Here is a 22,720-nt window from a genome sequence, read left to right as displayed (position 1 = left end):
GCTCCGGGCCTTGCCCGGTAACGTGAACGGCCCGGCTCGGGAAGCTTGCCGCCACGCAGCAGCAGTGCTAGTTTCGCAACACCCGGCGTCGGACCTCGCGTCCCACCCGCCGCACCCCGTCTGATACCCATCTATCAACCCACGTCCCTGACGTCCCGCTCGCCCGATGCGAGCGCTCGCCGCTTAGCGAGGAACCTCCGCTTGTCCGATAAGACCCCCGACGCTGGCGATACCGCCGAAAAGCGCGTGCGTAAGCCGCGCGTCAGCAAAGCCGCCGAGTCCGCTCCGGCCGCTGCCAGCGATGCCAGCCCCCTGATTCCTGCCGCTCGACCCGCCGCGCCAGCCGCGCCGTCGGTCGCGCCGGCTCCCGCCGCGCCGGCTCCGGTCGCCGCCGCACCCCGCACTCCCGCCCCCGCACCTGCTCCGGCCGTCAGCGCCAGCGAGTCCGCCCCGGCCGCCTCCGGCGCCGAGAGCGCCGCGCCGCAAGGCCAGGGCCAGGGCAACGACCGCGGCAATCCGCAGTCGCAGCAAGGCCAGCAGCGCGACGGCGGTTTCGACAACCGCGGCGGCAACCGCCGCGACCGTTTCCGCAACCGCCGCGACCGCGACCGCAACAACCGCCCGCAGCAGCGCGACGAAGACGGCTCCTTCGACAACGGCAACGGCGAGAACTTCGTCCCGCGCCCGCACCCGCAGGTGCCGGAAGGCTTCCCGCAGTACTCTCTGGGCGATCTCAAGCGCATGCCGGCGCCCAAGCTGCTGGATCTGGCCGACCAGCTCAGCATCCAGGAAGGCGTGGCCCGCGCCCGCAAGCAGGACGTCATCTTCGCCCTGCTCAAGGTGCTGACCCGCCACGGCGAAGGCGTCGCCGCCGACGGCGTGCTGGAAATCCTGCCCGACGGTTTCGGCTTCCTGCGCGCGGCCGAGGCTTCCTACCTCGCCGGCCCGGACGACACCTATATCTCGCCGAGCCAGATCCGCCGCTTCAACCTGCGCACCGGCGACCATCTGTCGGGCCGCATCCGCTTCCCGAAGGACGGCGAGCGTTACTTCGCCCTGTCGGTGGTCGACAGCATCAACGGCGAGCCGTTGGAAGCGTCGAAGAACAAGGTCCTGTTCGAGAACCTGACCCCGCTGTTCCCGCGCCGCAAGTTCAAGCTCGAGCGCGGCGACGGCTCGACCGAAGACATCACCGGCCGCATCCTCGACCTGATGGCGCCGCAGGGCAAAGGCCAGCGCGCTTTGATCGTTTCGCCGCCCAAGGCCGGCAAGACGATGATGATGCAGCAGGTCGCCACCGCGATCACCCACAACCATCCCGACGTGCACCTGATCGTGCTGCTGGTCGACGAGCGTCCGGAAGAAGTGACCGAAATGCAGCGCACCGTGCGCGGCGAAGTGGTCTCCTCGACCTTCGACGAACCGGCCGCGCGCCACGTCCAGGTCGCCGAGATGGTGATCGAGCGCGCCAAGCGCCTGGTCGAACACAAGAAGGACGTGGTGATCCTGCTCGACTCGATCACCCGCCTGGCCCGCGCCTACAACAACGTCGTGCCGAGTTCCGGCAAGGTGCTGTCGGGCGGCGTCGACGCCAACGCCCTGCACCGTCCGAAGCGCTTCTTCGGCGCCGCGCGTAATGTCGAAGAAGGCGGCTCGCTGACGATCATCGCCACCGCGCTGATCGACACCGGCAGCAAGATGGACGAAGTGATCTACGAAGAGTTCAAGGGCACCGGCAACTCGGAAGTCCACTTGAACCGCCGTATCGCCGAAAAGCGCGTGTACCCGGCCATCGACATCAACCGCTCCGGCACCCGCCGCGAGGATTTGCTGATCGAACCGGAACTGCTGCAGAAGATCTGGATCCTGCGCAAACTGCTGCACGGCATGGACGAGATCGGCGCGATGGAATTCCTGCTCGACAAGATGAAGACCACCAAGTCGAACGACGAGTTCTTCAGTTCGATGAAGCGCTGAGTTTCACCGGCGCGGTAACGAAAACGCCCCGCGATGCGGGGCGTTTTCGTTGGTGGCGGGAGCGTGCTTGCGATGGGAACAGGCGCCGGCATTTCGGCATGGCGGTCGCGGCTTGCGCCGCTCCTACCCCAATGCGACCGCTCCTCGGGTAGGAGCGGCGCAGGCCGCGACAACGCAGCATCCAGGTCGCGACGAAACCACCATTTCGCCTCCCACAGGCCGCATGCACGATCCGCATGCGGCCCGTGCGCGAACGAACGCTTAGAACCCGCGCCCGCCGCCCTGGTTGACCTGCACCGTCGGCGCCTCGGCCGTGGCCATCGCGCGTGCGGCGAGCTGGCTGCTGGCTTCCACGCTCTGCTGCGAAGCCGCGGCGACATCGAGGGTGACCATGCGCCGGCTCGGCGACTGCGGATCGCCCTGCACCGCGAACAGCTTGCTGCCGTCCTTGCTCGCCAGCAGATGATCGACCTGGGTCAGGCCGCCGTCGCGCATGGCCGGCACCAAGGCCGCGGCGAGGTTCTTCTGCTGCTGTTCGTTGAGCTTGCCCTGGCCCAGCTCGCTGCCCTGGACCTTGCCCAGCATTTCCTTGTACATGCCGTTGAGGGCATTGGCGCCGCTGCTCAGGATCGCCGCCACCCGCAGGCCGTCCTCGACCGCGCCGCCGACCGGGTTGTTGTTGCGATTGGCGACGTCGCGCAGTTCCGGCGGCAACAGATACGTGCCGCGCTCGCGATCGCCGTCGCGATCGCGGACGTAGCGCTTCACGTCCTGCAGCTCCAGATCCATGAACTCCTTGGCCGAACCCTTGGCCGCCTGCGCCAACTGCATCGCCTCCTGCGTATTCAAACGGCCCAGGTCGCCACGGGCGAGCGTGTCGACCAGCGACTCGGGCTGCACCTTCTGCTTGAGGAAGGCGAGGAAACGCTCGCGGGTTTCCGGGTTCTGGCCGAGCCCGTCGAGGATGCGCGTCGCCGTCGACAAGGCGTTGCCGGCATCGACCGGCATACCGGCGATCTGCCGCAGCACGCCGTTCATGGCGCGCTTGGGCTCCATGCCTTCGGCGAACGGGAAGCGCTCGCGGAACTCGTCCCAACGCGGCGCCAGCAGGGCTTCGCGTGCGCGCTTGATCAACTCGAACGCGCCCGCGGCGAAGGCGACGATGGCGGCGCCCATCGGCGCGATGCCGATCAGGGTGCCGACCAGGCCGGCATTGCGCGCGCCCATCATCAGGGCGACGTTGCCGATGCCTCCGGCAAGCTTGAAGCCGCCGTCGAGCAAGTCGAACGCGGCGTCGACGCGATCGTCGGTGCGCAGCGCCTTGCCGGTGACCGGGTCGCGGCCGTTGAACACGCGACCGGCGTTCTGGCCGAGGGTCTTGACGCCAGCGGTCACGTCCTTGATCGCGCTGTAGCGTTCCAGCAGTTTCGCCGCTTGGCGCTCGTGGCCGCTGCGGGTCGCGAATTCCAATACCGCGCTCATCGCCACCGCATCGAGCGGACGGCCGGCCTGGCTGGCGGCGCTGCCGGCTTTGATCGCGGCGTCGATCGCTTCCAGAGTCTGTTCGATATCGCGGTGACCGCCGCTGCGGGCGAGGGTCTTGAGCTCCATCACCGCGCCGTCGATCGGCGCCGGCGGCGCCGCATCGCGCTGCGCCGACCAGGTCTTGGCGTAGCCGACCAGCGAGGTCTGCAGTTCGGCCGGCACCTCCACCGCATAACCATGGAACGGCGGCGACACGCGGCCGTCGGCGCGGGTTTCGCCCGGATGCAACTTCCAGCTCAGCGCGGCCTGTGCGAGCGCGCCGCCGGGTGCGGCGACCGAAGCCACGGTCGCCTCGAGGGTGTCCTCGTCGACCACCTGGCCGTTGCGCTGCAAGGCATCGGCGACGATCGCCCGCAATACGGTGTCGCGCGACCACTCGTCGTCGGCGGGCAGCAAAGCGGTATAGCCCGAGGTCCCGTCCTGCGCTGCGGGCTGTCCGGCGTACCAGCGCGGTGGGTGGGAGGCGCCGGTCGGCGTACGGCCGCCGGGATTCGAATCGACTGCTGCATTCATATGCACTGCTCCTTGTCGGTGACCCGGGTCCCCTAGAACCCGGTCGCCCGCGGCCAGGCCGCCGGCGGACCCGCATCATGCCTCTCGTTCAGCTTCGAGGGCAATTCGGTGCCGAATGGAGCAGCCCCCCGGCAGCCCAGGCAGGGGTTCGGGGGCAGGCCCTGACCCGGCCCCCTTGGCTGAGCTTGCGTCGCCTCCCGGCCCGACCGCGGGGCCGGGAGGCCCGAAGCATCCGCTCCGCCGCACTACCTGAGCCCGCGCGCGGGCTCGCTGCCGATCGGCCGATCCTGCGCGGCGAACGCGACCGCCTCGCGCGACTGCTCCTCCCAACCCGGCTGACAGCCGCTCAGCAACACCAACGTCAACATCGCCAGCAACGCTCGCATGATGAACCTCCCTGTTCGAAGACGGACTGCGCTCCTGCGCGCCGCCGCACGCTCCGATGCGTCCGGCGGCTCGCCCGTCATTGTCCTGGGAAGCCCTCGCAGAGACTGCGATTGAGAACGGCGCTCGCACCGAACGGCTGTGCCGCGGTATTCGTCTCATCGCCAAAATGGCCTTGAAAAGGCGCTCCGATCGAAGCCGCCCGGGTGATGGAGAGGGTCGCGCGGGTACCCACTCGCCAGCGGCATCGCGTCCATCGCGATCCATGGTCAGCGCGCTTTCAAACGAGGTTACCGCCGCAGCGATTGAAATCCGGGCAGCGGGCAACCATTGCAAAGTCCCGACGTCATCCTTCCCGGCTACGCAGCGTTGCGTAATGCAGCGCAGGCCCGATCGTCGCAGCCCCGGCGTATCGCGCCATAATCCCAGCCGGAGGTGCTCATGCACGGTGGCGGTCTCGAACTCGCGTTGTTGTTCCTGCTGGCGGCGGTCATCGCCGTGCCGGTGTTCCGTCGTTTCGGCCTGGGCGCGGTGCTCGGCTATCTGACCGCGGGCGTGGTGCTGGGCCCCTACGGAGTCAAGGTGATCCGCGACGCCGAGCCGGTGCTGGCGGCCTCGGAAATCGGCGTGGTCATGATGCTGTTCGTGATCGGCCTGGAGCTGTCGCCGGCGCGCCTGCGGGTGATGCGCAAGCCGGTGTTCGGCGCCGGCGGCCTGCAAGTACTGCTGAGCGGCCTGGCCCTGGGCGCGCTGGCGATGTTCGGCGGCCACATGGGCTGGAAGGCGGCGACCGTGGTCGGCCTCGGCTTGGCGCTGTCGTCGACTGCGGTCTGCCTGCAGCTGTTGTCCGAACGCAAAAGCCTGGCCACCGATTACGGCCGCCTCGCCTTCGCCATCCTGCTGTTCCAGGACCTGGCCGCGATCCCCTTGCTCGCCGCGATTCCGCTGCTCGGCAAGGCCGCCGCGGTCGAAGGCCTGAACTGGATGGCCGTGGCCAAGGCGGTCGGCGCGATCGCCGCGGTCGTGTTCGGCGGCCGCGTGCTGCTGCGTCAGGTGTTCCGCGTGGTGGCGCGCACGCAGATGCCCGAGGTGTTCACCGGCGCAGCCCTGCTGACCGTGCTCGGCTCGGCCTGGATCATGCAGATCGCCGGCCTCTCGGCCGGTCTCGGCGCCTTCCTCGCCGGCGTGCTGCTGGCCGATTCGGAATTCCGCCACGAGCTCGAATCGCAGATCGAGCCGTTCAAGGGCCTGCTGCTCGGCCTGTTCTTCATGGCCGTGGGCATGAGCATCGACCTGCAGCGCGTGCTGGCCGAGCCGGGCACCATCGCCAGCATCGTGCTGGTGCTGCTGTCGGTGAAGTTCATCCTGCTGTTCGGTGTCGGCATCAGCGCCGGCGGACTGGAGAAACGCGGGGCCTTCCAATTGGCGACGGTGATGTCGCTGGGTGGCGAGTTCGCTTTCATCGTGTTCAACGAAGCGGTCAAGGCCAACCTGCTCGACGACCCGACCCGCGACCGCCTGATCGCCGCGGTCGGTGTGTCGATGGCGCTGACCCCGCTGTTGATGATCGGCGCCCAACGCATGCTCGATGCCGCGCCTGCGGAGAAACCCAAGCGTCCCTACGACGACATTCCCGACCATCACCCGCAGGTGTTGATCGCCGGCATGGGCCGTTTCGGCCAGATCGTCGCGCGCCTGCTGGTGGCGCACCGCACGCCCTTCATCGCCATCGAGAACAGCGCCGACCAAGTCGATTTCATGCGCCGCTTCGGCAACATGATCTATTACGGCGACCCGGCCCGGCCCGAGTTGCTGCGTTCGGCCGGCGCGGCGCAGGTGAAGATCTTCGTGATCGCCATCGACGACCGCGACAGCGGCATCCGCACGGTGCGCACGATCCGCCGCCTGTACCCGAAGGCGAAAGTGTTCGCCCGCGCCCGCGACCGCCGCCACGCCTGGGATCTGATGGACCTCGGCGCCGAGCCGATGCGCGAGACCTTCCATTCCAGCCTCAAGCTCGGCGAAGACGTGCTGGTCGAACTCGGCGTCGCCCCAGAGACCGCGCGCGACCATGTCGAACGCTTCCGCGAACTCGACGAGCGCATGCTCAACGCCCAGTACCTGGTCCACGACGACGAGGACGCGTTGATCCAGAGCGCACGCGATGCGCGCAAGGAATTGGAAGAGCTGTTCGACGCCGATCGCGGCCAAGGCTTGCTCGCCGACATGGTCGAGAAACAGGGCCCGATGCCGGAGCATGTGACGCGGCATTGAGGGGCGGCGGCGTCATCGATGGAAAGGTGCGCACCGATTCGCACCGCATTGGACCGACGCGGATGGATGCTCTGCTCTTGCTCGAGCCAGCACAGCGAATCCATCCCTGTAGGAGCGGCGCGAGCCGCGACCGCGGCGCTTCAATCTCGCGGCGTATCGCTCACGCAAGATCAGGATCAGGATCAAACGCTAAAAGCTTCCGCCACTAAAGCGGCGGGTTACTTTCTTTTGTCATAAGCAACAAAAGAAAGCTAACCAAAGAAAAATGCTTTGTTTTGAATCACAGGCCCGCACGAGCGGTGCCTCCGCAGGGATCTACATACGGGACATCCCTGTCCCGATGAAAAACGGCCTGCATCCCTGCAGGCCGCCCTCCGGGTCTTCTATTGCCTTTGTAGTGCGTAGAGGCGCACAGCAGCAGCAACAGCAACAGCAACAGCAACAGCGATCCTGCGGCCACGACGATACAAGGAGTAGGAGCGGCGCGAGCCGCGACCGCACAGCCACGATCGCCCGCGCCGGCCGTAGATTCGCGGTCGCGGCTCGCGCCGCTCCTACCCTAAGAGCACGGCAGCCGTTGCCGTTGCCGTTGCCGTTGCCGTTGCCGTTGCCGTTGCCGTTGCCGTTGCCGTGAAAGCTTGGCGCAGTTCCGAACTTGCGAGAACACCTGGAGACCCGGAGGGCGCCGCACAGGACGTGCGGCGTTTTCCGATAAGACAGGGACGTCTTATCGGAAAATCCCGGCGCGGGCATCGCACTCGTGGCCTGTGCCCTTGCAAGGAGAGCCCTTTTCTTTGGTTACATTTCTTTTGGGCTTAGCAAAAGAAAGTAACCCGACCGCGTAGCGGACGGAAGCTCTGCTCTTTCTTGAAGGGTTGTGCCGGAGGCCGGCAGAGCGTGGTCGCAACTTACGTCGCTCCTACAGGGGTACTTCGCACTTGCCTGTGGCTTTAATGGAAGCAAGACCAAACGATAAAAGCTTCCGCCACTAAAGCGGCGGGTAACTTTCTTTTGTCTAAAGCAACAAAAGAAAGTAACCAAAGAAAAATGCTTTTGCTTTGAATCACAGGCCCGCACGAGCGATGCCTCCGCAGGGATTTTTCATACGGGACATCCCTGTCCCGATGAAAAACGGCCCGCATCCCTGCAGGCCGCCCTCCGGGTCTTCTATTGCCTTTGTAGTGCGTAGCGGCGCACAGCAACAGCAACAGCAACAGCAACCCTTCGGCCACGACGATTCAAGGAGTAGGAGCGGCGCGAGCCGCGACCGCACAGCCACGACCGCCCGCGCCGGCGGCCGTAGATTCGCGGTCGCGGCTCGCGCCGCTCCTACTCCTGTGGAGTTTCACTTCGATCAATAACGGCGTAGTTGCTGTCTCTGCGCGTTCCGTGGTCGCGGCTCACGCCGCTCCTACAGGGACATCCGCCGATACGAGGCGAGACCGCAGTCGCGCGGTCGCGGCTCGCGCCGCTCCTACCCCTGTGGAGTTTCGCTTCGATCTGTAACGGCGTAGTTGCTGTCTCTGCGCGTCCCGTGGTCGCGGCTCACGCCGCTCCTACAGAAAACCCCTCGCGGCGAACCGCTCAGCCGCCCGGGCCGCGCAGGAAGCGCGCCATCGACACGTTGCTGCCGTTGTCCGGCGCCGGCGGGGTGAACTCGGCGGCGATGTCGATGAAGCCGCGCATCACCGCGATCTCGCGCGGGGTGCGGTTGAGGGCATCGCGCATGTCCGGGTTGGCGCCGTGGCGCATCAGGCGCTGCACCACACGCAACAAGCCGTGCAGCGCCGCCAGGTGCAGCGGGCCGAAACCGCGCGGGTCCTGCACGTCGAGCGAGGCGTCGTGGTCGAGCAACAGTTCCAGGCCGGCGATCAGCACGTCTTCGTCGGCCGCGGTGCCGGGTTCGGCACGCGCGCCCAGCAGCAACAGCAACGGCGTCGCGCCGGCGGCGGACTGGTCGGCGTCGACGCCGGCCAGCAGCAAGGTGTCGAACAAGGCCACCAGGCGGCTGCGCTCGCGCGCGGTGAAGCCGAACATCGCCGCGCAATGCAGGGCCATGCGGCCTTGCGCGTCGCGGGCGTGGACGTCGGCGCCGGCGGTCAGCAGGCGCGCGGCCAGGTCGGTCAGGCCGAGCGCGCAAGCGACCATCAGCACGGTCAGGTCGCCGGGCAGGCGCTGTTCCAGCGAGGCGCCGGCGGCGACCAGGCGGTCGACGATTTCGGCATGGCGCATGCTGACCGCGGCCGACAGCGGGGTCGCGCCGGAATGCGCGGCCAACTGAGGGTCGGCGCCGCGCGCGAGCAGCAGGTCGACGACCGCGCGATGGCCGCCGCCGGCGGCGCGCAGCAGCGCGGTGCAGCCCTGGCTGTCGAGCGCATCGACCGGCAGGCCGAGATCGAGCAGGCGGCGGACCGCATCGGCGTCGCCGACGATGGCCGCGGCCGGGACGTCCTGCGCGTGCAGAGCGCGGCGCGGCAGGGCCCAGCCGCGCCAATCCAGCCAGTCGGCCAGATCGCGGCGGCCCGAGGAGAGGGCCACGCCGAGCGGGGTCTGGCCGTCGGCGGCGAGCAGGTCGGGCGCCGCGCCGTTGGCGACCAGGCGCTTGAGCATGCTCTCGCGGCCCAACGCGGCGGCCAGATGCAGGGCACTCATGCCGTGGCTGTCGCGGGTGTTGAGGTCGACGCCGGCGGCGAGCAGGCGTTCGAGCAAACGCGACCAGCCCAGGCGCACCGCGATCGCCAGCGGCGGATCGCCGGCCGGGGTCGGCGAAAACACGTCGGCGCCGCGTTCGATCAGGTCGAGGGCGAACTGCTCCAGGCCGCGGGTGGCCTGATCGCCGGCCGAACAGGTCGCCAGGAAGCGGCCGAGGCCGCCGCGGCCGGCCGGCGAGACGCCGTGGCGCAGCAAGGCCTGCAGAGCCGGCATCGCGGCCGGGGTGCGATCGAGCAGGGCGAACACCACGGTGTCGCCGTTGGTGTCGCGCACGTTGACGTCGGCGCCCTGGCCGAGCAACCAGTCGATGCGTTCGGCCGAGGGGATCTGGCCGTCTTCTTCGTGCAACTGCGCGCCGAGCTCGCTCGGGCTCAGCAACTTGGCCAGGCCGGTCAGCTCGGCGGCGCGGCCTTCGCGCAGGCCGTCGCGCAGCAGCGCGGCCGGCATGCGGTCGACGATCACCCGCTCGCCCTCACCGTCCTCGCTGTCGCCTTCGCCGCTGACCGCGGCCGGCAAGGGATAGGCGCGGTCGAGCGCGGCCACCAGCGACCAGCGGCCGGCCTCGGCGGCGCGGTCGACCGCGCGCTTGCCGTGGCGGTCGCGCAGTTCGGGGTCGATGCCGAGATCGAGCAGGCGCACCACCAGCGGCGGCGAGGCGGTCTCGGCCTGGCAGGCCAGGATCAGGGCGCTGGCGCCGTCGGCATCGAGCGCCGCGGCTTCGGCCACGCCGCCCTGCGGCAGATGTTCGAGCAGGCGTTCGAGCACCGCCGGGCGGGCGCCGCGCGCGGCTTCGAGCAGCGGCGTGCGCTGCTGGGTGTCGATCGCGCCGGCATCGGCGCCGGCGGCGAGCAAGGCCGTGACGATATCGAGGTGGCCGGCGAACGCGGCCACGTGCAGGGCGCTGCGGCGCTGGCCGTCGCGGGCGTCGATGCGCGCCTTGTGCTTGAGCAGCAATTGCACGCCGGCCGGATCGTCCTCGTCGCCGCCGGCCGCGGCCAGCAAGGCCGGGGCGCCGCCTGGCTGTTCGGTCTTGGCGCCGCGTTCGAGCAGGAACTTGGCCAGGCGCCAGTTGCCGCTGGCGCAGGCCACGCCGAGCGGGGAAAAACCGTCGTGGTTGACCGGGTCGAGTTCGGCCTGGGCATCGCGCAACAAGGCGGCGACGCCGGGGTCGGAACTGCGCGCGGCGTGGTGCAGCGGGGTATTGCCTTCGTGGTCGGCCAGGCGCGGGTCGGCGCCGTTGGCGAGCAGGGTCATGACCGCGTCGGGACGACCGTGCCAGCTGTCGCGGGTGGCGGCCAGCAGCGGGGTCATGCCGGCGGTGGCGGCGTTCAGATCGACGCCGGCGCCGATCAGGGCGCGCAGCAGGCGCAGGTCGGGCAGCACCGCGGCCAGCACCGGCAGGCTGCGGCGGTCGCGATCCTCGGCGGCCGGCAGCACGTTGACGTCGGCGCCGAGTTCGATCAGCTCCAGCGCGCGCTCGACCTTGCCGGCGCGCGCGGCCGCGTACAGGGCCGGCTCCAGCGCTTCGTCGTCGCCGAGTTCGTCGACCTGGGTGACGGTGTCGAGTTCGGGGTCGAAATCGACGCCGGGCAGGTAGTCGGCCGGCGCGATCCGCTGCAGCAGCACGTGCAGGGCCGGCGAGACCAGGGCGAACACCACCGCGAGGGTCCAGCGCAGGCCATCGCTCAACAGGCCCGGCCAGGCCAGCACCAGGATCAGCCCGACCAGGCCGGCGACGATCGCCGCCACGCCGAGGCCGCGCCAGGCGCCGAGATCGAGATCGGGCAAGCGCGCCCATTGCGGCGCCAGCGCCGCGCCTTCGCGCTCGGCCTCCTGCCACAGCGGCCACAGCCGCCACAGCGCCAGCAGCACCAGCCCGGCGACCACGCTCAAGCCCAGCACCGCCAGCAGCGAACCGCTCTGCAACAACGCGCTCAGTGGCCAGGCCACCAGCACCGCGGTGGCGGCGGTCGCGCCGCCCCACAGCGTCGCCAGCACCGGCCATTCGCTGCGCCACTGCGGCGCGGCGTCGCGCCGCTGCCACAGGCGCGCGGCGATCGCGAACGCCGGCTGCGCCAGCGCGCCACCGATCAGCGCCGCCAACGCACCGCCGACGCTGCCGCCGAAACCGGTCGCCAGGGCCAGCACCAGGCCGGCGGCGAGCGCAAGGGCGAGATCGCGGGACGGGGCGCGCGGAGTCTGGGCGTCAGGCATCGGGCGTCCGCGCCTCCTCGAGGGCCGGCGGGAACTGGAGATGGAAACCGCGCAGGCGCAGATTCTCCCGGACCGCCGCGGCATCGGCGCGGGCGAGTTTGCGTTCCGGAGTCAGCGCGGTTTCGAGCACGAACTGCAGGGTGCCCAGTTGATCGCGGACAGCGTCGGGCAAACGGGCGAAATCGTCGCGCTCGCTCAAAAACACATAGGTGTCTGCCTTGCGGAGACTTTTGTAAACGTAGGCTTGCATTAGGGCGGGCGGGTACGGCCGGGGGACGGGTTTTTCTGCGCCGCAGATGTGATGTACAGCATACCCGCCCGTCCGGGTGTCGCGAACCTGGGCGTTCAGCGCCAGGCGCAAGCCGAAGTGTTAGGACCGCCCCGTCGACGATCCAGTCGTGCGGACGGCGGCCCCTATGGGCGGCGTCCCGGTCCTATCTGCGAACGCCGGGCCGCATCAATGATACCCGGCGTCGGCGGCGATCTTGCCGCGGAACACGCGATACGACCAATACGTGTAGCCCAGGATCGCCGGCAGCAGCACCACCAGCCCGGCCAGCACGAAGCCCTGCGAGGACGGCGGCGAGGCCGCATCCCAGATCGACAGCCCCGGCACGATGTTCGGCCAGATCCCCAGCACCAGGCCGAGGAAGCCGAGCACGAAGAACAGCAGGGCGTAGACGAAGGGCTGGGCGTCGTTGCCCTCGCGCATCACCGCGCGCCACAGGGCATAGGCGTTGCCGATCACCAGCAGCGGCACCGGGAACAGCCAGTAGAAATTCCCGCCCTCGAACCAGCGCGCCATGATCCGCGAATCCAGGAACGGCAGCCAGGCGCTGACCAGGCCGATGAACACCGCCACCACCAGCACCAGCGGCCGCGCCAGGGTGCGGGCGATCAGTTGCATGCGGCCGTCGGTCTTGAGGATCAGCCAGGTCGAACCGAGCAGCGCATAACCGAACACCACCGCCGCGCCGGTCAGCATCGAGAACGGGCTGAACCAGTCGAACACGCCGCCGACGTACTTGCCTTCCTGCATCGGCATGCCCTCGACGATCGCGCCGAGGATCAAGCCTTGGGCGAAGGCGCAGAAGATCGAGCCCAGCGCGAACGCCGCGCCCCAGGCCGGCTTGGCGCGCCGCGCCTTGAACCGGAACTCGAAGGCGACGCCGCGGAACACCAGCGCGATCAGCATCAGCAACACCGGCAAGTACAGCGCCGACAGCACCAGCGCATACGCCTTCGGGAACGCGGCGAGCAGTCCGGCGCCGCCGAGCACTAGCCAAGTTTCGTTGCCGTCCCAGATCGGCGCGGCGGTATTCATCATGTGATCGAGCTGGCCTTCGTCCTCGGCGAACGGCGCCAGGATGCCGAGGCCGAGCACGAAACCGTCGAGCAACACGTACATCAGCACGCCGAAGCCGATCACGCCGAACCAGATCACGGGCAGCCAGTATTCCATCGTCCTACTCCATCGTGCTTTGCATGAGCGCGCGCGGCCTCGCCGGCGCGCACCGGGCCGCGCCTAGGCGCCGGCTTCGCTGGATTCGTCCGGCAGCGACAACGGCCGCGCCGCGGTCTTTTCGCCCTGCTCGCTGCGCGGTGGCGGTTCGTGCGGATGCGGGCCCTTGCGGATCAGCTTGACCAGATAGCCGATGCCGGCGCCGAACACGACGAAGTAGACCACCGCGAACACGATCAGCGAGGTCATCACGCTGGCCGCCGCGATCGGGCTGACCGCATCGGCGGTGCGCAACAAACCGTAGATCACGTAGGGCTGGCGGCCGATCTCGACCACGTACCAACCCGACAGCAAGGCGACGAAACCGCTCAGGGTCAGCACGCGCCAGCCCCACAGCGCCGCGCGCGATTGGTACAAGCGCCCGCGCCACCACTGCCACAGCGAGAACAGCACCAGCAGCAGCATCGCCACGCCGAGCCCGACCATGATGCGGAAGGCGTAGAACACCGGTTTCACCGGAGGCCGTTCGCTGGCCGGGACCGACTTCAGCGGCTGGATGTCGCCGTCGAGGGTGTGGGTGAGGATCAGGCTGCCGAGCTTCGGCACCGCGATTTCGTAGTCGTTGCGTTCGGCTTTTTCGTTCGGCACCGCGAACAGGATCAGCGGCACGCCTTCGCCGGGCGCGCCCGACTCCCAGTGCGCCTCCATCGCCGCGACCTTGATCGGTTGGTGTTCGCGCACGTTCAAACCGTGCAGGTCGCCGACGAACACCTGCGCCGGCACCGTGATCGCGGCGAAGATCACCGCCGCTTTGAGCATGCGCTTGCCGGCTTCGACATGCACACCGCGCAGCAGATACGACGCGGCGACGCCACCGATCACGAAGCAGGTGGTGATGAAGGCCGCCAGCACCATGTGCGCGAGGCGGTACGGGAACGAGGGGTTGAAGACGATCGCCCACCAGCTGTCGGGTTCGAACACGCCTTCGACGATCTTGTAGCCGGCCGGCGTCTGCATCCAGCTGTTGGCCGAGATGATCCAGAACGTCGAAATCAGCGTGCCCAGCGCGACCATGCAGGTGGCGAGGAAATGCATGCGTTCCTTGACCCGGCTCCAGCCGAACAGCATCACGCCGAGGAAGGTCGCTTCGAGGAAGAACGCGGTCAGCACCTCGTAGGACAGCAGCGGGCCGAGGATGTTGCCGGCCTGTTCGCTGAGCACCGCCCAGTTGGTGCCGAACTGGAAGCTCATGACGATGCCCGAGACCACGCCCATGCCGAACGACACGGCGAAGACCTTGGTCCAGAAGAAATACAGATCGCGCCAGAGCGTGTCGCGGGTGCGCAGCCAGCGCCATTCGACGAAGGCCAGCCAACTGGCCAGGCCGATGGTGAAGGCCGGGAACAGGATGTGGAACGAGATCACGAAGCCGAACTGGATACGCGACAGCAGCAGGGCGTCCACGTGTATTGCCTCCACGGCGCCATACAGTGCGCCGGCCTGTTCATCTTGCGCCGCAGCGTGGGCGCGGTAAACGCGGATTACGGCGATTTCGTCGAATCACATAAACCGCAAAGACGTGATCGCGACGTGTTGATGCGATCCGGGTACGGCGGCGCCGGCCACTGGCGACCGCGACAAGAGCGCGTCGCCTCAAGGCCTCGATGAGATCGCGAACGCGGCTGCCGGGCCCGGGACTGCATCACGAAACCGCCCGAATCCGGCCGGCCTCGTGCGACAAAATGCGACACGCGGCCATGACCGACGCGCCGCCCTCGCGAAGGGCGATCCGCGGCGACGCGAATGGCGATCTGTGCCGGCGCGGCAGCGCGAACGGCAATCTTTGCCGGCGCGGCGACGCGCCGGGGCCGGTTTCGGCAAAGCCGGCGAGCGGGCTCGGACAAGCCACCGGAGCGGACCCGCCGCGCCGCCGATTCATCGGCCACGACCCTTGCCGGAGCCGGCGATCATGGGCCTGGGCATGACCAACGGCCGGCCCGTCGGACGCTATCCGGCTGCTACCCTGCGCGGACTTTTGTCCCAGAGCCCGCTCGATGCGCCTTTCCTTCGTCACGCTCGCCGCGCTGCCCTGCGCGCTGTTCGCCTCCGCCGCCTTCGCCCAGGCCGCCGCGCCGCTGACCCTGGCCGACACCATGGCCAACCCGGACTGGATCGGAGCCCCGGTCGAACGCGCCTGGTGGAGTTGGGACGGCCAGCGCGTGCAGTACCAGCTCAGGCGCGACGACTCGATCATCCGCGACACCTGGCAGGTCGGCGTCGCCGGCGGCACGCCGCAGCGCCTCGACGGCGCCGCGCGCAACGATCTCGACGGCGCCATTCCGGCCTACGACACCCAGCGCACGCGCATGGCCTTCGTGCGCAACGGCGATATCTTCGTGCGCGACCTGCGCAGCGGCGCGCTGACCCAGGTCACCCGCAGCAACGACACCGAGTCGCGGCCGCAGTGGAGCCGCGACGGCAACCTGGTGTTCCGCGTCGACAACCAGTGGTACCAGTGGCGTGCCGGTCAGGGCCTCAGCCAGGCCGCCCAGGTCCGCGCCGAGAACGACCCGGCCAAGGCGCCGAAAGCCGACGACCTGCGCGAACGCCAGCTCGCCATGCTGCAGACCCTGCGCGAGGACCGCGCCCAGCGCGAAGCCGCGCGCGAGCAGGACGAGGCTTGGCGCCGCAGCGACGGCAGCCGCGCGCCGAAGCCCACCTATCTCGGCGACGACGTCGAGATCGTCGACAGCGCGCTCTCGCCCGATGCGCGCTGGCTGCTCGTCGTCACCCAGGCCAAGAAGGGCGATGCCGGCGTCGCCGGCAAGATGCCCAAGTACGTGACCGAGTCGGGCTACGAGGAATTCGAGGAAGTGCGCACCCGCGTCGGCCGCAACGAACCGCTGCCGCAGAAGCTGTGGCTGGTCGACGTCGCCAATGCCAAGGCCAGCGAACTCAAGTTCGGCGGCCTGCCCGGCATCGGCGAGGACCCGCTCGCGGCGCTGCGCAAGGCCGCCAAGAAGGACCCGCTGAAGGGCGAGCGCCCGGTCCGCATCGAGACCGACGGCGACGGCAGCGGCGTCTCGATCCGTTGGAGCGACGACGGCCGCCAGGCCGCGGTGCTGGTGCGCGCGATCGACAACAAGGACCGCTGGCTGGCCTCGGTCGACCTCGGCAAGGCCACGCTGCAGACCCGCCACCGCCTTACCGATGCGGCCTGGATCGGCTGGAACTTCAACGATTTCGGCTGGCTGCCCGACACTGGCAAGGGCGGGAGCGACCTGTGGCTGCTGTCGGAACAGAGCGGCTATTCGCACCTGTACGTCGCCAGCGGCGGCGGCGCGCCGCGCGCGATCACCTCCGGCCGCTGGGAAGTGTCCGAGCCGGAGTTGAGCGCCGACGGCAAGACCTTTTTCTTCCTGTGCAACCGCAAGTGGCCGGGCGACTACGAAGTCTGTGCGGTCGACCGCAACGGCGGCGCGGTGCGCGAAGTGACCGCGCTCGACGGCGTCGAAAACTTCATGCTTTCGCCCGACGGCCGCAAGGTGCTGGTGCGCCATTCCGACAGCTACACCCCGCCGCAGCTCGCCGTGGTCGACAGCAGCGGCGAGAACACCGTCGCCCTGACCGACACCCGCAAGCCGGGCTTCCGTGAACGCGAATGGATCCAGCCCGAGTACGTGCAGGTGCCGTCCAAGCACGGCGCCGGCACGGTCTGGGGCAAGTTCTACGGGCCGAAGAATTACGAACCGGGCAAGAAGTACCCGATCGTGATGTTCGTGCACGGCGCCGGTTACCTGCAGAACGTCAGCGCGCGTTATCCGAACTACTTCCGCGAGCAGATGTTCCACAACCTGCTGGTCCAGGAAGGCTATGTCGTGCTCGACCTCGACTACCGCGCCTCCGAAGGCTACGGCCGCGACTGGCGCACCGCGATCTACCGGCAGATGGGCCACCCGGAACTCGAGGACTATCTCGACGGCCTGGAATGGCTGGTCGCCAACAAGCAGGGCGACCGCGACCGTGCCGGCATCTACGGCGGCTCCTACGGCGGCTTCATGACCTTCATGGCCCTGTTCCGCGAACCCGGCACCTTCAAGGCCGGCGCCGCGCTGCGCCCGGTCGCCGACTGGTCGCAGTACAACCACGAATACACCTCGAACATCCTCAACACCCCCGAGCTCGATCCGGAGGCCTACAAGAAGTCCTCGCCGATCGAATACGCCGGCGGCCTCAAGGATCACCTGCTGATCGCCCACGGCATGATCGACGACAACGTGTTCTTCAAGGACTCGGTGATGCTGAGCCAGCGCCTGATCGAGCTGCGCAAGGACAAGTGGGAACTCGCGCCCTATCCGATGGAGCGCCACAGCTTCGTGCGCGCCGACTCCTGGTACGACGAGTACCGCCGCATCCACGAGCTGTTCAATCGCACCTTGAAGTAAGCCGAATCGATGACGAAAGCCTCGCGCAACGCTTTCGTGATCGTCGCCGCCGGCCTGTGGTCGGCGGCGTGGAGCTTCCTGCCTTACGCGATCTATCACCAGCTCGACGAACCGATACGCTCGCAGATGCTGGAAACCGCCAGCACTCCCGGCTTGGCGCTGGGCAAGTGGCTGGGCTTGACCGCGACCTCCGGGCAATCCCTCCAGGTTGCAGCCATTTTTCTCGCTGTTGCCGCACTTACCGCCCTCTGGCTGGCGACGCTGAGTTGGCTCGATCGTCGGGTCGATTCCGCAGGTGTGGTCCGCTGGGGGTTGCAGACCGCACCGATGCTGGCTGTTTGGCTGTTCGGGATAGTAGCTAGCGTGACCATGACGCGCGGCATGTCGCCGAATCTGGCCGTCGCGAGCTGGCTGATCCATATCGTCAGTTTTATTGCGCTGCCGATATTCTGTTGGCGCGCCGAGATCGTCGATGCAACGTCACCGCCACGGTTTTGGGGTGGAGCTTGGCCCGGCCTGTCCGCGATCGGATTCGCCGTGCTGATGGCTGCGTCTTATTTCATGATCTCTGCAGCGCTCGACCTGCTCGCCCGCGTTGTGTCCGGTGGCGAAGTAATTACCGCGCTGATCGACCTGCTGATCACTACGCCCCTGCTTGCTGCGGCCGCAGCGCCCTGGCTGCAACGCGCACGCGGCAGCGCGGTGCTGGCTGCGGCAGCACGAGCCATGCATCCTGCGACGTTACGCGCCGTCCTGGCCGTGCAATTACGGATAGAGGGATTCTTGTTACTCATACTGGGTCCGCCGATTCTGGTGATTTCGGTCGACGTGATCTACTTCATGCCTGAAGCCGAAACCGCATTCTCCCGCGCAGGACGCGAATCGCCCGCCCTGCTGGCTCATTGGGCGTCCTTCGAGCACTGGGTCGACTGGGTGTGGTCGATTCCGATCGCGGCGATGCTGACTTGGATGACCATGATCTGTGTCGCGCGGGCCCTGCGACAATCCGCGCCGGGCACCGCATCGCCCGTCTGACCGATGCGGCAAGTCAGCCGCCGCCGGGCTCGCTAGAATAGGCCCATGAACGACTTCGACCGCGTACGCGAGTATCTCTCCGGCCTGCAGGACCGCCTGTGCGCCGCCATCGAACAAGCCGACGGCGGCGCGCGCTTCGCCGAGGACCTGTGGCAACGCGCCGAGGGCGGCGGCGGACGCACCCGCATCCTGCGCGGCGGCCGGGTCTTCGAGCAGGCCGGGATCGGCTTCTCCGACGTGTCGGGCACGACTCTGCCGCCGTCGGCGACCGCGGCGCGGCCCGAGCTCGCCGGCGCCTCGTGGCGCGCGGTCGGGGTGTCGCTGGTGTTCCACCCGCACAACCCCTATCTGCCGACCACCCACGCCAACGTGCGCCACTTCCGCGCCATGCGCGACGGCGAAACCGTGGCCTGGTGGTTCGGCGGCGGTTTCGACCTGACTCCGTTCTATCCCTTCGACGAAGACGTGCGCCACTGGCATCGCACCGCACGCGAACTGTGCGAGCCCTTCGGCGGCGACGAACGCTATCAGGCGCACAAGCGCTGGTGCGACGAGTACTTCTTCCTCAAGCACCGCAACGAGACCCGCGGCGTCGGCGGCTTGTTCTTCGACGACCTGCACGGCGACTTCGAGCGCGACTTCGCCTATCAGCGCGCCGTCGGCGACGGTTTCCTCGACGCCTACCTGCCGCTGGTCGAACGCCGCAAGGACCTACCCTACGGCGAGCGCGAGCGGCAGTTCCAGCTGTATCGCCGCGGCCGCTACGTCGAATTCAACCTGGTGTTCGACCGCGGCACCCTGTTCGGCCTGCAGTCGGGCGGACGCACCGAGTCGATCCTGATGAGCCTGCCGCCGCTGGTGCGTTGGGAATACGGCTATACGCCGGAAGCCGAGAGCGACGAAGCGCGGCTGGCCGCGTATCTGGTGCCGCGCGATTGGTTGGGCGAAGCCAGCGCCTGATCCGCCCGCTGTAGGAGCGGCGTGAGCCGCGACCGGGATATCCGGCTTGCGACGCGATTGCGGCGCCGCGGTCGCGGCTCACGCCGCTCCTACAAACGCAGCACTTCAGCCGGCTTTCCGCAGAATCGTGATGTGCCCGTTGGTCTCCAGCATCGCCACCGCGATGTCGTCGATCTGCGCGCAGTCGTTCTCGCGCATCGCCTTGTCGAAATCCGCGCGGCTGACCAGTTCGCGGCGCAGCACGTCGCGGAACACGTGGCCGTCGCGTGCGAGCACCACCGGCACGCCTTCGAGCACGCGTTCGATGCGGTCGTTGCGCGAGGCGATATAGCCCACGCCCCAATTCAACAGCATCAAGGTCGCCGCCAGGATCAGGCCGCCGCCGACCGAGGTGTCGGTGCCGAGCAAGGCGTTCTGCACGGCATTGCCGAGCAACACGATCAGGAGCATGTCGAACGAGGTGAACTGGCCCATCGTGCGTTTGCCCGACAGCCGGATCATGGCCAGCAGGACGAAATAGACGATGCAGGCGCGCACCAGGTATTGCCACCAGGGCATCGACAGATCGAAGGCGTCGGTCATGAGCTCGGCTCCGGCAAGGCGAGGCCCGATTGTGGCCCGCCCGACCGTGCATCGGGCGTCATCGCCCGCGACGGGGCGCGACGGCCGGCGCGAATCCACACTTGTTGATCATGATTCGCATTTGCATCCTGGGGACGAGGACCGCAGAATGCGCAGGCTTCGCCCGCCCGGGGTTCTCCAGCCAGCGCGAAGCCTTCCCTATCCAGCGTCCGCCTGCGCCGTTCCGGCCGCAGGCGTTTGCGCGCCTATCCGAAGGAACGCCGCCTCATGTCCGCTCCGTCTTCGCGTCTGCTGTCCGGTCTGGCCCTCTTGGCCTGCGCCCCGCTCGCCCATGCCGCCGAGAGCGGCGACGCGGCGCGTACCCTGGACTCGATCACCGTGGTCGCCGAACGCGAGCCGGGCAATTTCGATCTCGACCGCGGCGAGATCGAGCTGAGCCAGGCCTCCGACCTCAGCGACCTGTTGTCGAACGAGTCCGGCGTCGCCGTCGGCGGCGGCTCGCCGGTCGCGCAGAAGATCTACGTGCGCGGCTTCGAAGACACCATGCTCAACGTCACCATCGACGGCGCACAGGAGCCGGCCGAGCTGTATCACCACCAGACCCGGGTGCAGATCGAGCCGGAATTCATCAAGTCGATCGAACTCGATGCCGGTGCCGGCGCGGCCACCGGCGGCGCCGGCGCGCTGACCGGCGCGTTGCGCGTGCGCACCCGCGACGCCTTCGACCTGCTGCGCCCCGGCCAGGACGCGTGCTTCCTGGTCAAGGCCGCGGCGGGCCTCAACGGCGGCAACAGCTACAAGGGCGTGCTGGCCGGCTACGGCCGCCTGTCCGATGGGCTCGGCGTGCTCGCCACCTACGTCTATCAGGACGGCGGCGATTACGACGACGGCCACGGCGACCGGGTCAAGCCGACCGCCTACCGGCACGAACGCGCCCAGTTCAAGCTCAGCGGCCTGTTCGACGCGCACAGCTTCGACCTGTCGGCCGAGCACCTCGACGACACCGGCACGTATTACGAACGCCCGCACATGACCAACTTCAGCGGTCGTTTCGTCCTGTCCGATCACCAGATGCGCCGCGACACGGTGTCCTACGAGCACCGCTTCGACCCCGACAGCGACGCACTGAACCTGCGCCTCAACGCCTACCGCACCCGCAGCGAATACCAGAACCGCCGCAACACCACCGGCCTGCTCTACAGCGCCGGCGAACAGACCAGCACCGGCCTGGACCTGCGCAACACCGCGCTGTGGCAGTCGTTGTCGCTGACCTACGGCCTGGACTATCGCAGCGACCGCCTGCATGCGCGCCAGCAGGCCACGCCGCCGCCGTTCTGGGGCCGCACCGAACAGACCGCGCGCGTGTTCGGCGCCTACGCCCAGGGCGACTGGGACGTGTCGCCGCAATGGAAACTCTCGGCCGGCCTGCGTTACGACGATTACCGCCACAAGGGCGTGTCCGGCGTCAGCGCCGGCGCCTCCAACGACGCAGACAAGCTCAGCCCGAACCTGTCGATCGCGTGGACGCCGATCGAGCCGTTGACCTTCCGCCTGGCCTATTCGGAAGCCTTCCGCGGCGTGACCATCCGCGAAGCCTTCTTCAGCGCGCTCTACACCCACCGCGGCGATCTCGAAGGCGAACGCGCCGACAACCTCGAATTCGGCGTGTCCTGGGAGCGCAACGGTTACTTCGCCCGCGCCACCGCCTTCCGCCAGAACATCGAGCACTACATCTCGGCGGTGTATTCGGGCCAGACCGCCTGGGGCTATTGGGAGAATATCGGCGACGCCAAGGTCGAAGGCTACGAGGCCGAGATCGGCAAGCGCTGGCAGCGTATGGGCGTCAGCGTCGGCGTGTGGCAGTCGGACAACAGCTTCGAGGACCGCCCGCTCAACGACGCCGACCTCGGCCTGGGCACCAGCATCGGCCGCACCTGGACCGCGCGCTACGACTGGCAGCCCGCGTCCGGACAGGCCAACTACGCGGTGCGCGCGCGCCTGGTCGAGGACGAACGCAACAGCATCGCCGCCGATGCGCCCGACAAGCCGGGCTATACGGTGGTCGACCTGATGGCGAACTGGAATCTGCTCGGCGACGATCGCCTGAAACTCGGCGCGGCGGTCAACAATCTGTTCGATCGTTTTTATTACGACCACGGCACTTACGGTTATCAGGCCGGTTCGAAAAGTTATATCGGTTTCCCGTCGCCGGGTCGCGAACTGTCGTTGTCGCTGACGTATCGATTCTGAGGATGCATCGATTTTGAGGCGGCGCGCTGCGTACGCATCGGTGATTAATAGCGCAGATAGCGAAGACGCCCGGCGTCGCGCGCGAAACGCAGGCCTGGCCTGCGTTAAGCGTGTTCAGTAAACTTTCTGCCGGGCAATAAAAAGCCCCGCAGGCAGGGGGGGCCGGCGGGGCTGGTGGAGCGTGACCTGGGGAGGGGTCGTTCGCTCCGGGGGATCACTCCAGGGGAGGGAGAGATCAGCGACAGACGTTGCATCTGTCGCGACCTATATGACCATCCCGCACATGGATAGTTCGTGAAGATGGGAGTTAATAAATTGTTGGATTCAGGACTGATTCATTAAACCAATTCCAGCAAAATCAATGGTT

Annotated in this window: 13 protein-coding genes; 6 read left to right on the top strand and 7 right to left on the bottom strand. The window is 68.0% G+C overall.

Translation table 11 applies throughout. The annotated features are described in order from the left end of the window. The first annotated feature begins 201 nt into the window (after window positions 1-201). Entirely contained in the window at window positions 202-1,977 is a 1,776-nt protein-coding gene (gene rho, locus ACKN61_RS01435; RefSeq protein WP_408951972.1) for a transcription termination factor Rho, read from the top strand. Window positions 1,978-2,238: 261 nt separating this feature from the next. Here the strand turns inward: rho and ACKN61_RS01430 are convergent, their stop codons facing one another. After that, complete coding sequence (locus ACKN61_RS01430; RefSeq protein WP_152566332.1) at window positions 2,239-4,035, bottom strand: XVIPCD domain-containing protein; 1,797 nt, start codon at window positions 4,033-4,035, stop codon at window positions 2,239-2,241. 245 nt (window positions 4,036-4,280) lie between these two features. Further along, entirely contained in the window at window positions 4,281-4,421 is a 141-nt protein-coding gene (locus ACKN61_RS01425) for a hypothetical protein (RefSeq protein ID WP_408951971.1), read from the bottom strand. A 439-nt stretch (window positions 4,422-4,860) separates the two neighbouring features. On the opposite strand from ACKN61_RS01425, the gene ACKN61_RS01420 reads away from it, so the two are divergent. Then, window positions 4,861-6,693, top strand: coding sequence for a monovalent cation:proton antiporter-2 (CPA2) family protein (locus ACKN61_RS01420; RefSeq protein ID WP_408951970.1), 1,833 nt, complete (start codon window positions 4,861-4,863; stop codon window positions 6,691-6,693). A 1,584-nt stretch (window positions 6,694-8,277) separates the two neighbouring features. Here ACKN61_RS01420 and ACKN61_RS01415 read toward each other — a convergent pair. From ACKN61_RS01415 to ACKN61_RS01400, 4 genes are all read right to left on the bottom strand, one after another. After that, window positions 8,278-11,619 (bottom strand): ankyrin repeat domain-containing protein, encoded by a 3,342-nt coding sequence (locus tag ACKN61_RS01415; protein ID WP_408951969.1) that lies wholly within the window; start codon window positions 11,617-11,619, stop codon window positions 8,278-8,280. Next, complete coding sequence (locus tag ACKN61_RS01410; protein ID WP_031371229.1) at window positions 11,612-11,869, bottom strand: YcgL domain-containing protein; 258 nt, start codon at window positions 11,867-11,869, stop codon at window positions 11,612-11,614. Before ACKN61_RS01410 ends, ACKN61_RS01415 begins: the two co-directional genes overlap by 8 nt. A gap of 207 nt (window positions 11,870-12,076) precedes the next feature. Further along, entirely contained in the window at window positions 12,077-13,081 is a 1,005-nt protein-coding gene (cydB, locus tag ACKN61_RS01405; protein ID WP_408951968.1) for a cytochrome d ubiquinol oxidase subunit II, read from the bottom strand. Window positions 13,082-13,144: 63 nt separating this feature from the next. Beyond that, a complete protein-coding gene (locus ACKN61_RS01400; protein WP_408951967.1) occupies window positions 13,145-14,545 on the bottom strand; it encodes a cytochrome ubiquinol oxidase subunit I in 1,401 nt (466 codons plus the stop codon). A gap of 590 nt (window positions 14,546-15,135) precedes the next feature. On the opposite strand from ACKN61_RS01400, the gene ACKN61_RS01395 reads away from it, so the two are divergent. The 3 genes from ACKN61_RS01395 to hemF are packed head-to-tail and all read left to right on the top strand — an operon-like array spanning window position 15,136 to window position 19,521. Continuing rightward, window positions 15,136-17,526: a prolyl oligopeptidase family serine peptidase gene (locus ACKN61_RS01395; RefSeq protein ID WP_408951966.1), complete on the top strand. Its 2,391-nt coding sequence runs from the start codon at window positions 15,136-15,138 to the stop codon at window positions 17,524-17,526. Between the two features lie 9 nt (window positions 17,527-17,535). Then, the gene (locus ACKN61_RS01390; RefSeq protein WP_408951965.1) at window positions 17,536-18,561 is read left to right on the top strand and encodes a hypothetical protein; all 1,026 of its coding nucleotides are present in this window, start codon (window positions 17,536-17,538) and stop codon (window positions 18,559-18,561) included. A gap of 45 nt (window positions 18,562-18,606) precedes the next feature. Next, window positions 18,607-19,521: an oxygen-dependent coproporphyrinogen oxidase gene (hemF, locus tag ACKN61_RS01385; RefSeq protein ID WP_408951964.1), complete on the top strand. Its 915-nt coding sequence runs from the start codon at window positions 18,607-18,609 to the stop codon at window positions 19,519-19,521. A gap of 105 nt (window positions 19,522-19,626) precedes the next feature. Here the strand turns inward: hemF and ACKN61_RS01380 are convergent, their stop codons facing one another. Then, window positions 19,627-20,103, bottom strand: coding sequence for a DUF421 domain-containing protein (locus ACKN61_RS01380; RefSeq protein WP_408951963.1), 477 nt, complete (start codon window positions 20,101-20,103; stop codon window positions 19,627-19,629). 267 nt (window positions 20,104-20,370) lie between these two features. Here ACKN61_RS01380 and ACKN61_RS01375 point away from each other — a divergent pair, with 267 nt between their 5' ends. Continuing rightward, window positions 20,371-22,353, top strand: coding sequence for a TonB-dependent receptor domain-containing protein (locus tag ACKN61_RS01375; RefSeq protein ID WP_408951962.1), 1,983 nt, complete (start codon window positions 20,371-20,373; stop codon window positions 22,351-22,353). Window positions 22,354-22,720: the final 367 nt, after the last annotated feature.

Source organism: Lysobacter sp. Hz25 (assembly GCF_046097045.1).
GTDB lineage: Bacteria > Pseudomonadota > Gammaproteobacteria > Xanthomonadales > Xanthomonadaceae > Lysobacter > Lysobacter antibioticus_B.
The sequence above is the reverse complement of the archived record's forward strand: the minus strand, read 5'-3'. Positions and strand labels throughout refer to the sequence as shown.

Coding starts and splice junctions, on each gene's coding strand:
- ACKN61_RS01430 (WP_152566332.1), bottom strand. CDS start 4,035: ATGAATGCAGCAGTCGATTCGAATCCCGGCGGCCGTACGCCGACCGGC.
- ACKN61_RS01425 (WP_408951971.1), bottom strand. CDS start 4,421: ATGCGAGCGTTGCTGGCGATGTTGACGTTGGTGTTGCTGAGCGGCTGT.
- ACKN61_RS01420 (WP_408951970.1), top strand. CDS start 4,861: ATGCACGGTGGCGGTCTCGAACTCGCGTTGTTGTTCCTGCTGGCGGCG.
- ACKN61_RS01415 (WP_408951969.1), bottom strand. CDS start 11,619: ATGCCTGACGCCCAGACTCCGCGCGCCCCGTCCCGCGATCTCGCCCTT.
- ACKN61_RS01410 (WP_031371229.1), bottom strand. CDS start 11,869: ATGCAAGCCTACGTTTACAAAAGTCTCCGCAAGGCAGACACCTATGTG.
- cydB (WP_408951968.1), bottom strand. CDS start 13,081: ATGGAATACTGGCTGCCCGTGATCTGGTTCGGCGTGATCGGCTTCGGC.
- ACKN61_RS01395 (WP_408951966.1), top strand. CDS start 15,136: ATGCGCCTTTCCTTCGTCACGCTCGCCGCGCTGCCCTGCGCGCTGTTC.
- ACKN61_RS01390 (WP_408951965.1), top strand. CDS start 17,536: ATGACGAAAGCCTCGCGCAACGCTTTCGTGATCGTCGCCGCCGGCCTG.
- hemF (WP_408951964.1), top strand. CDS start 18,607: ATGAACGACTTCGACCGCGTACGCGAGTATCTCTCCGGCCTGCAGGAC.
- ACKN61_RS01380 (WP_408951963.1), bottom strand. CDS start 20,103: ATGACCGACGCCTTCGATCTGTCGATGCCCTGGTGGCAATACCTGGTG.
- ACKN61_RS01375 (WP_408951962.1), top strand. CDS start 20,371: ATGTCCGCTCCGTCTTCGCGTCTGCTGTCCGGTCTGGCCCTCTTGGCC.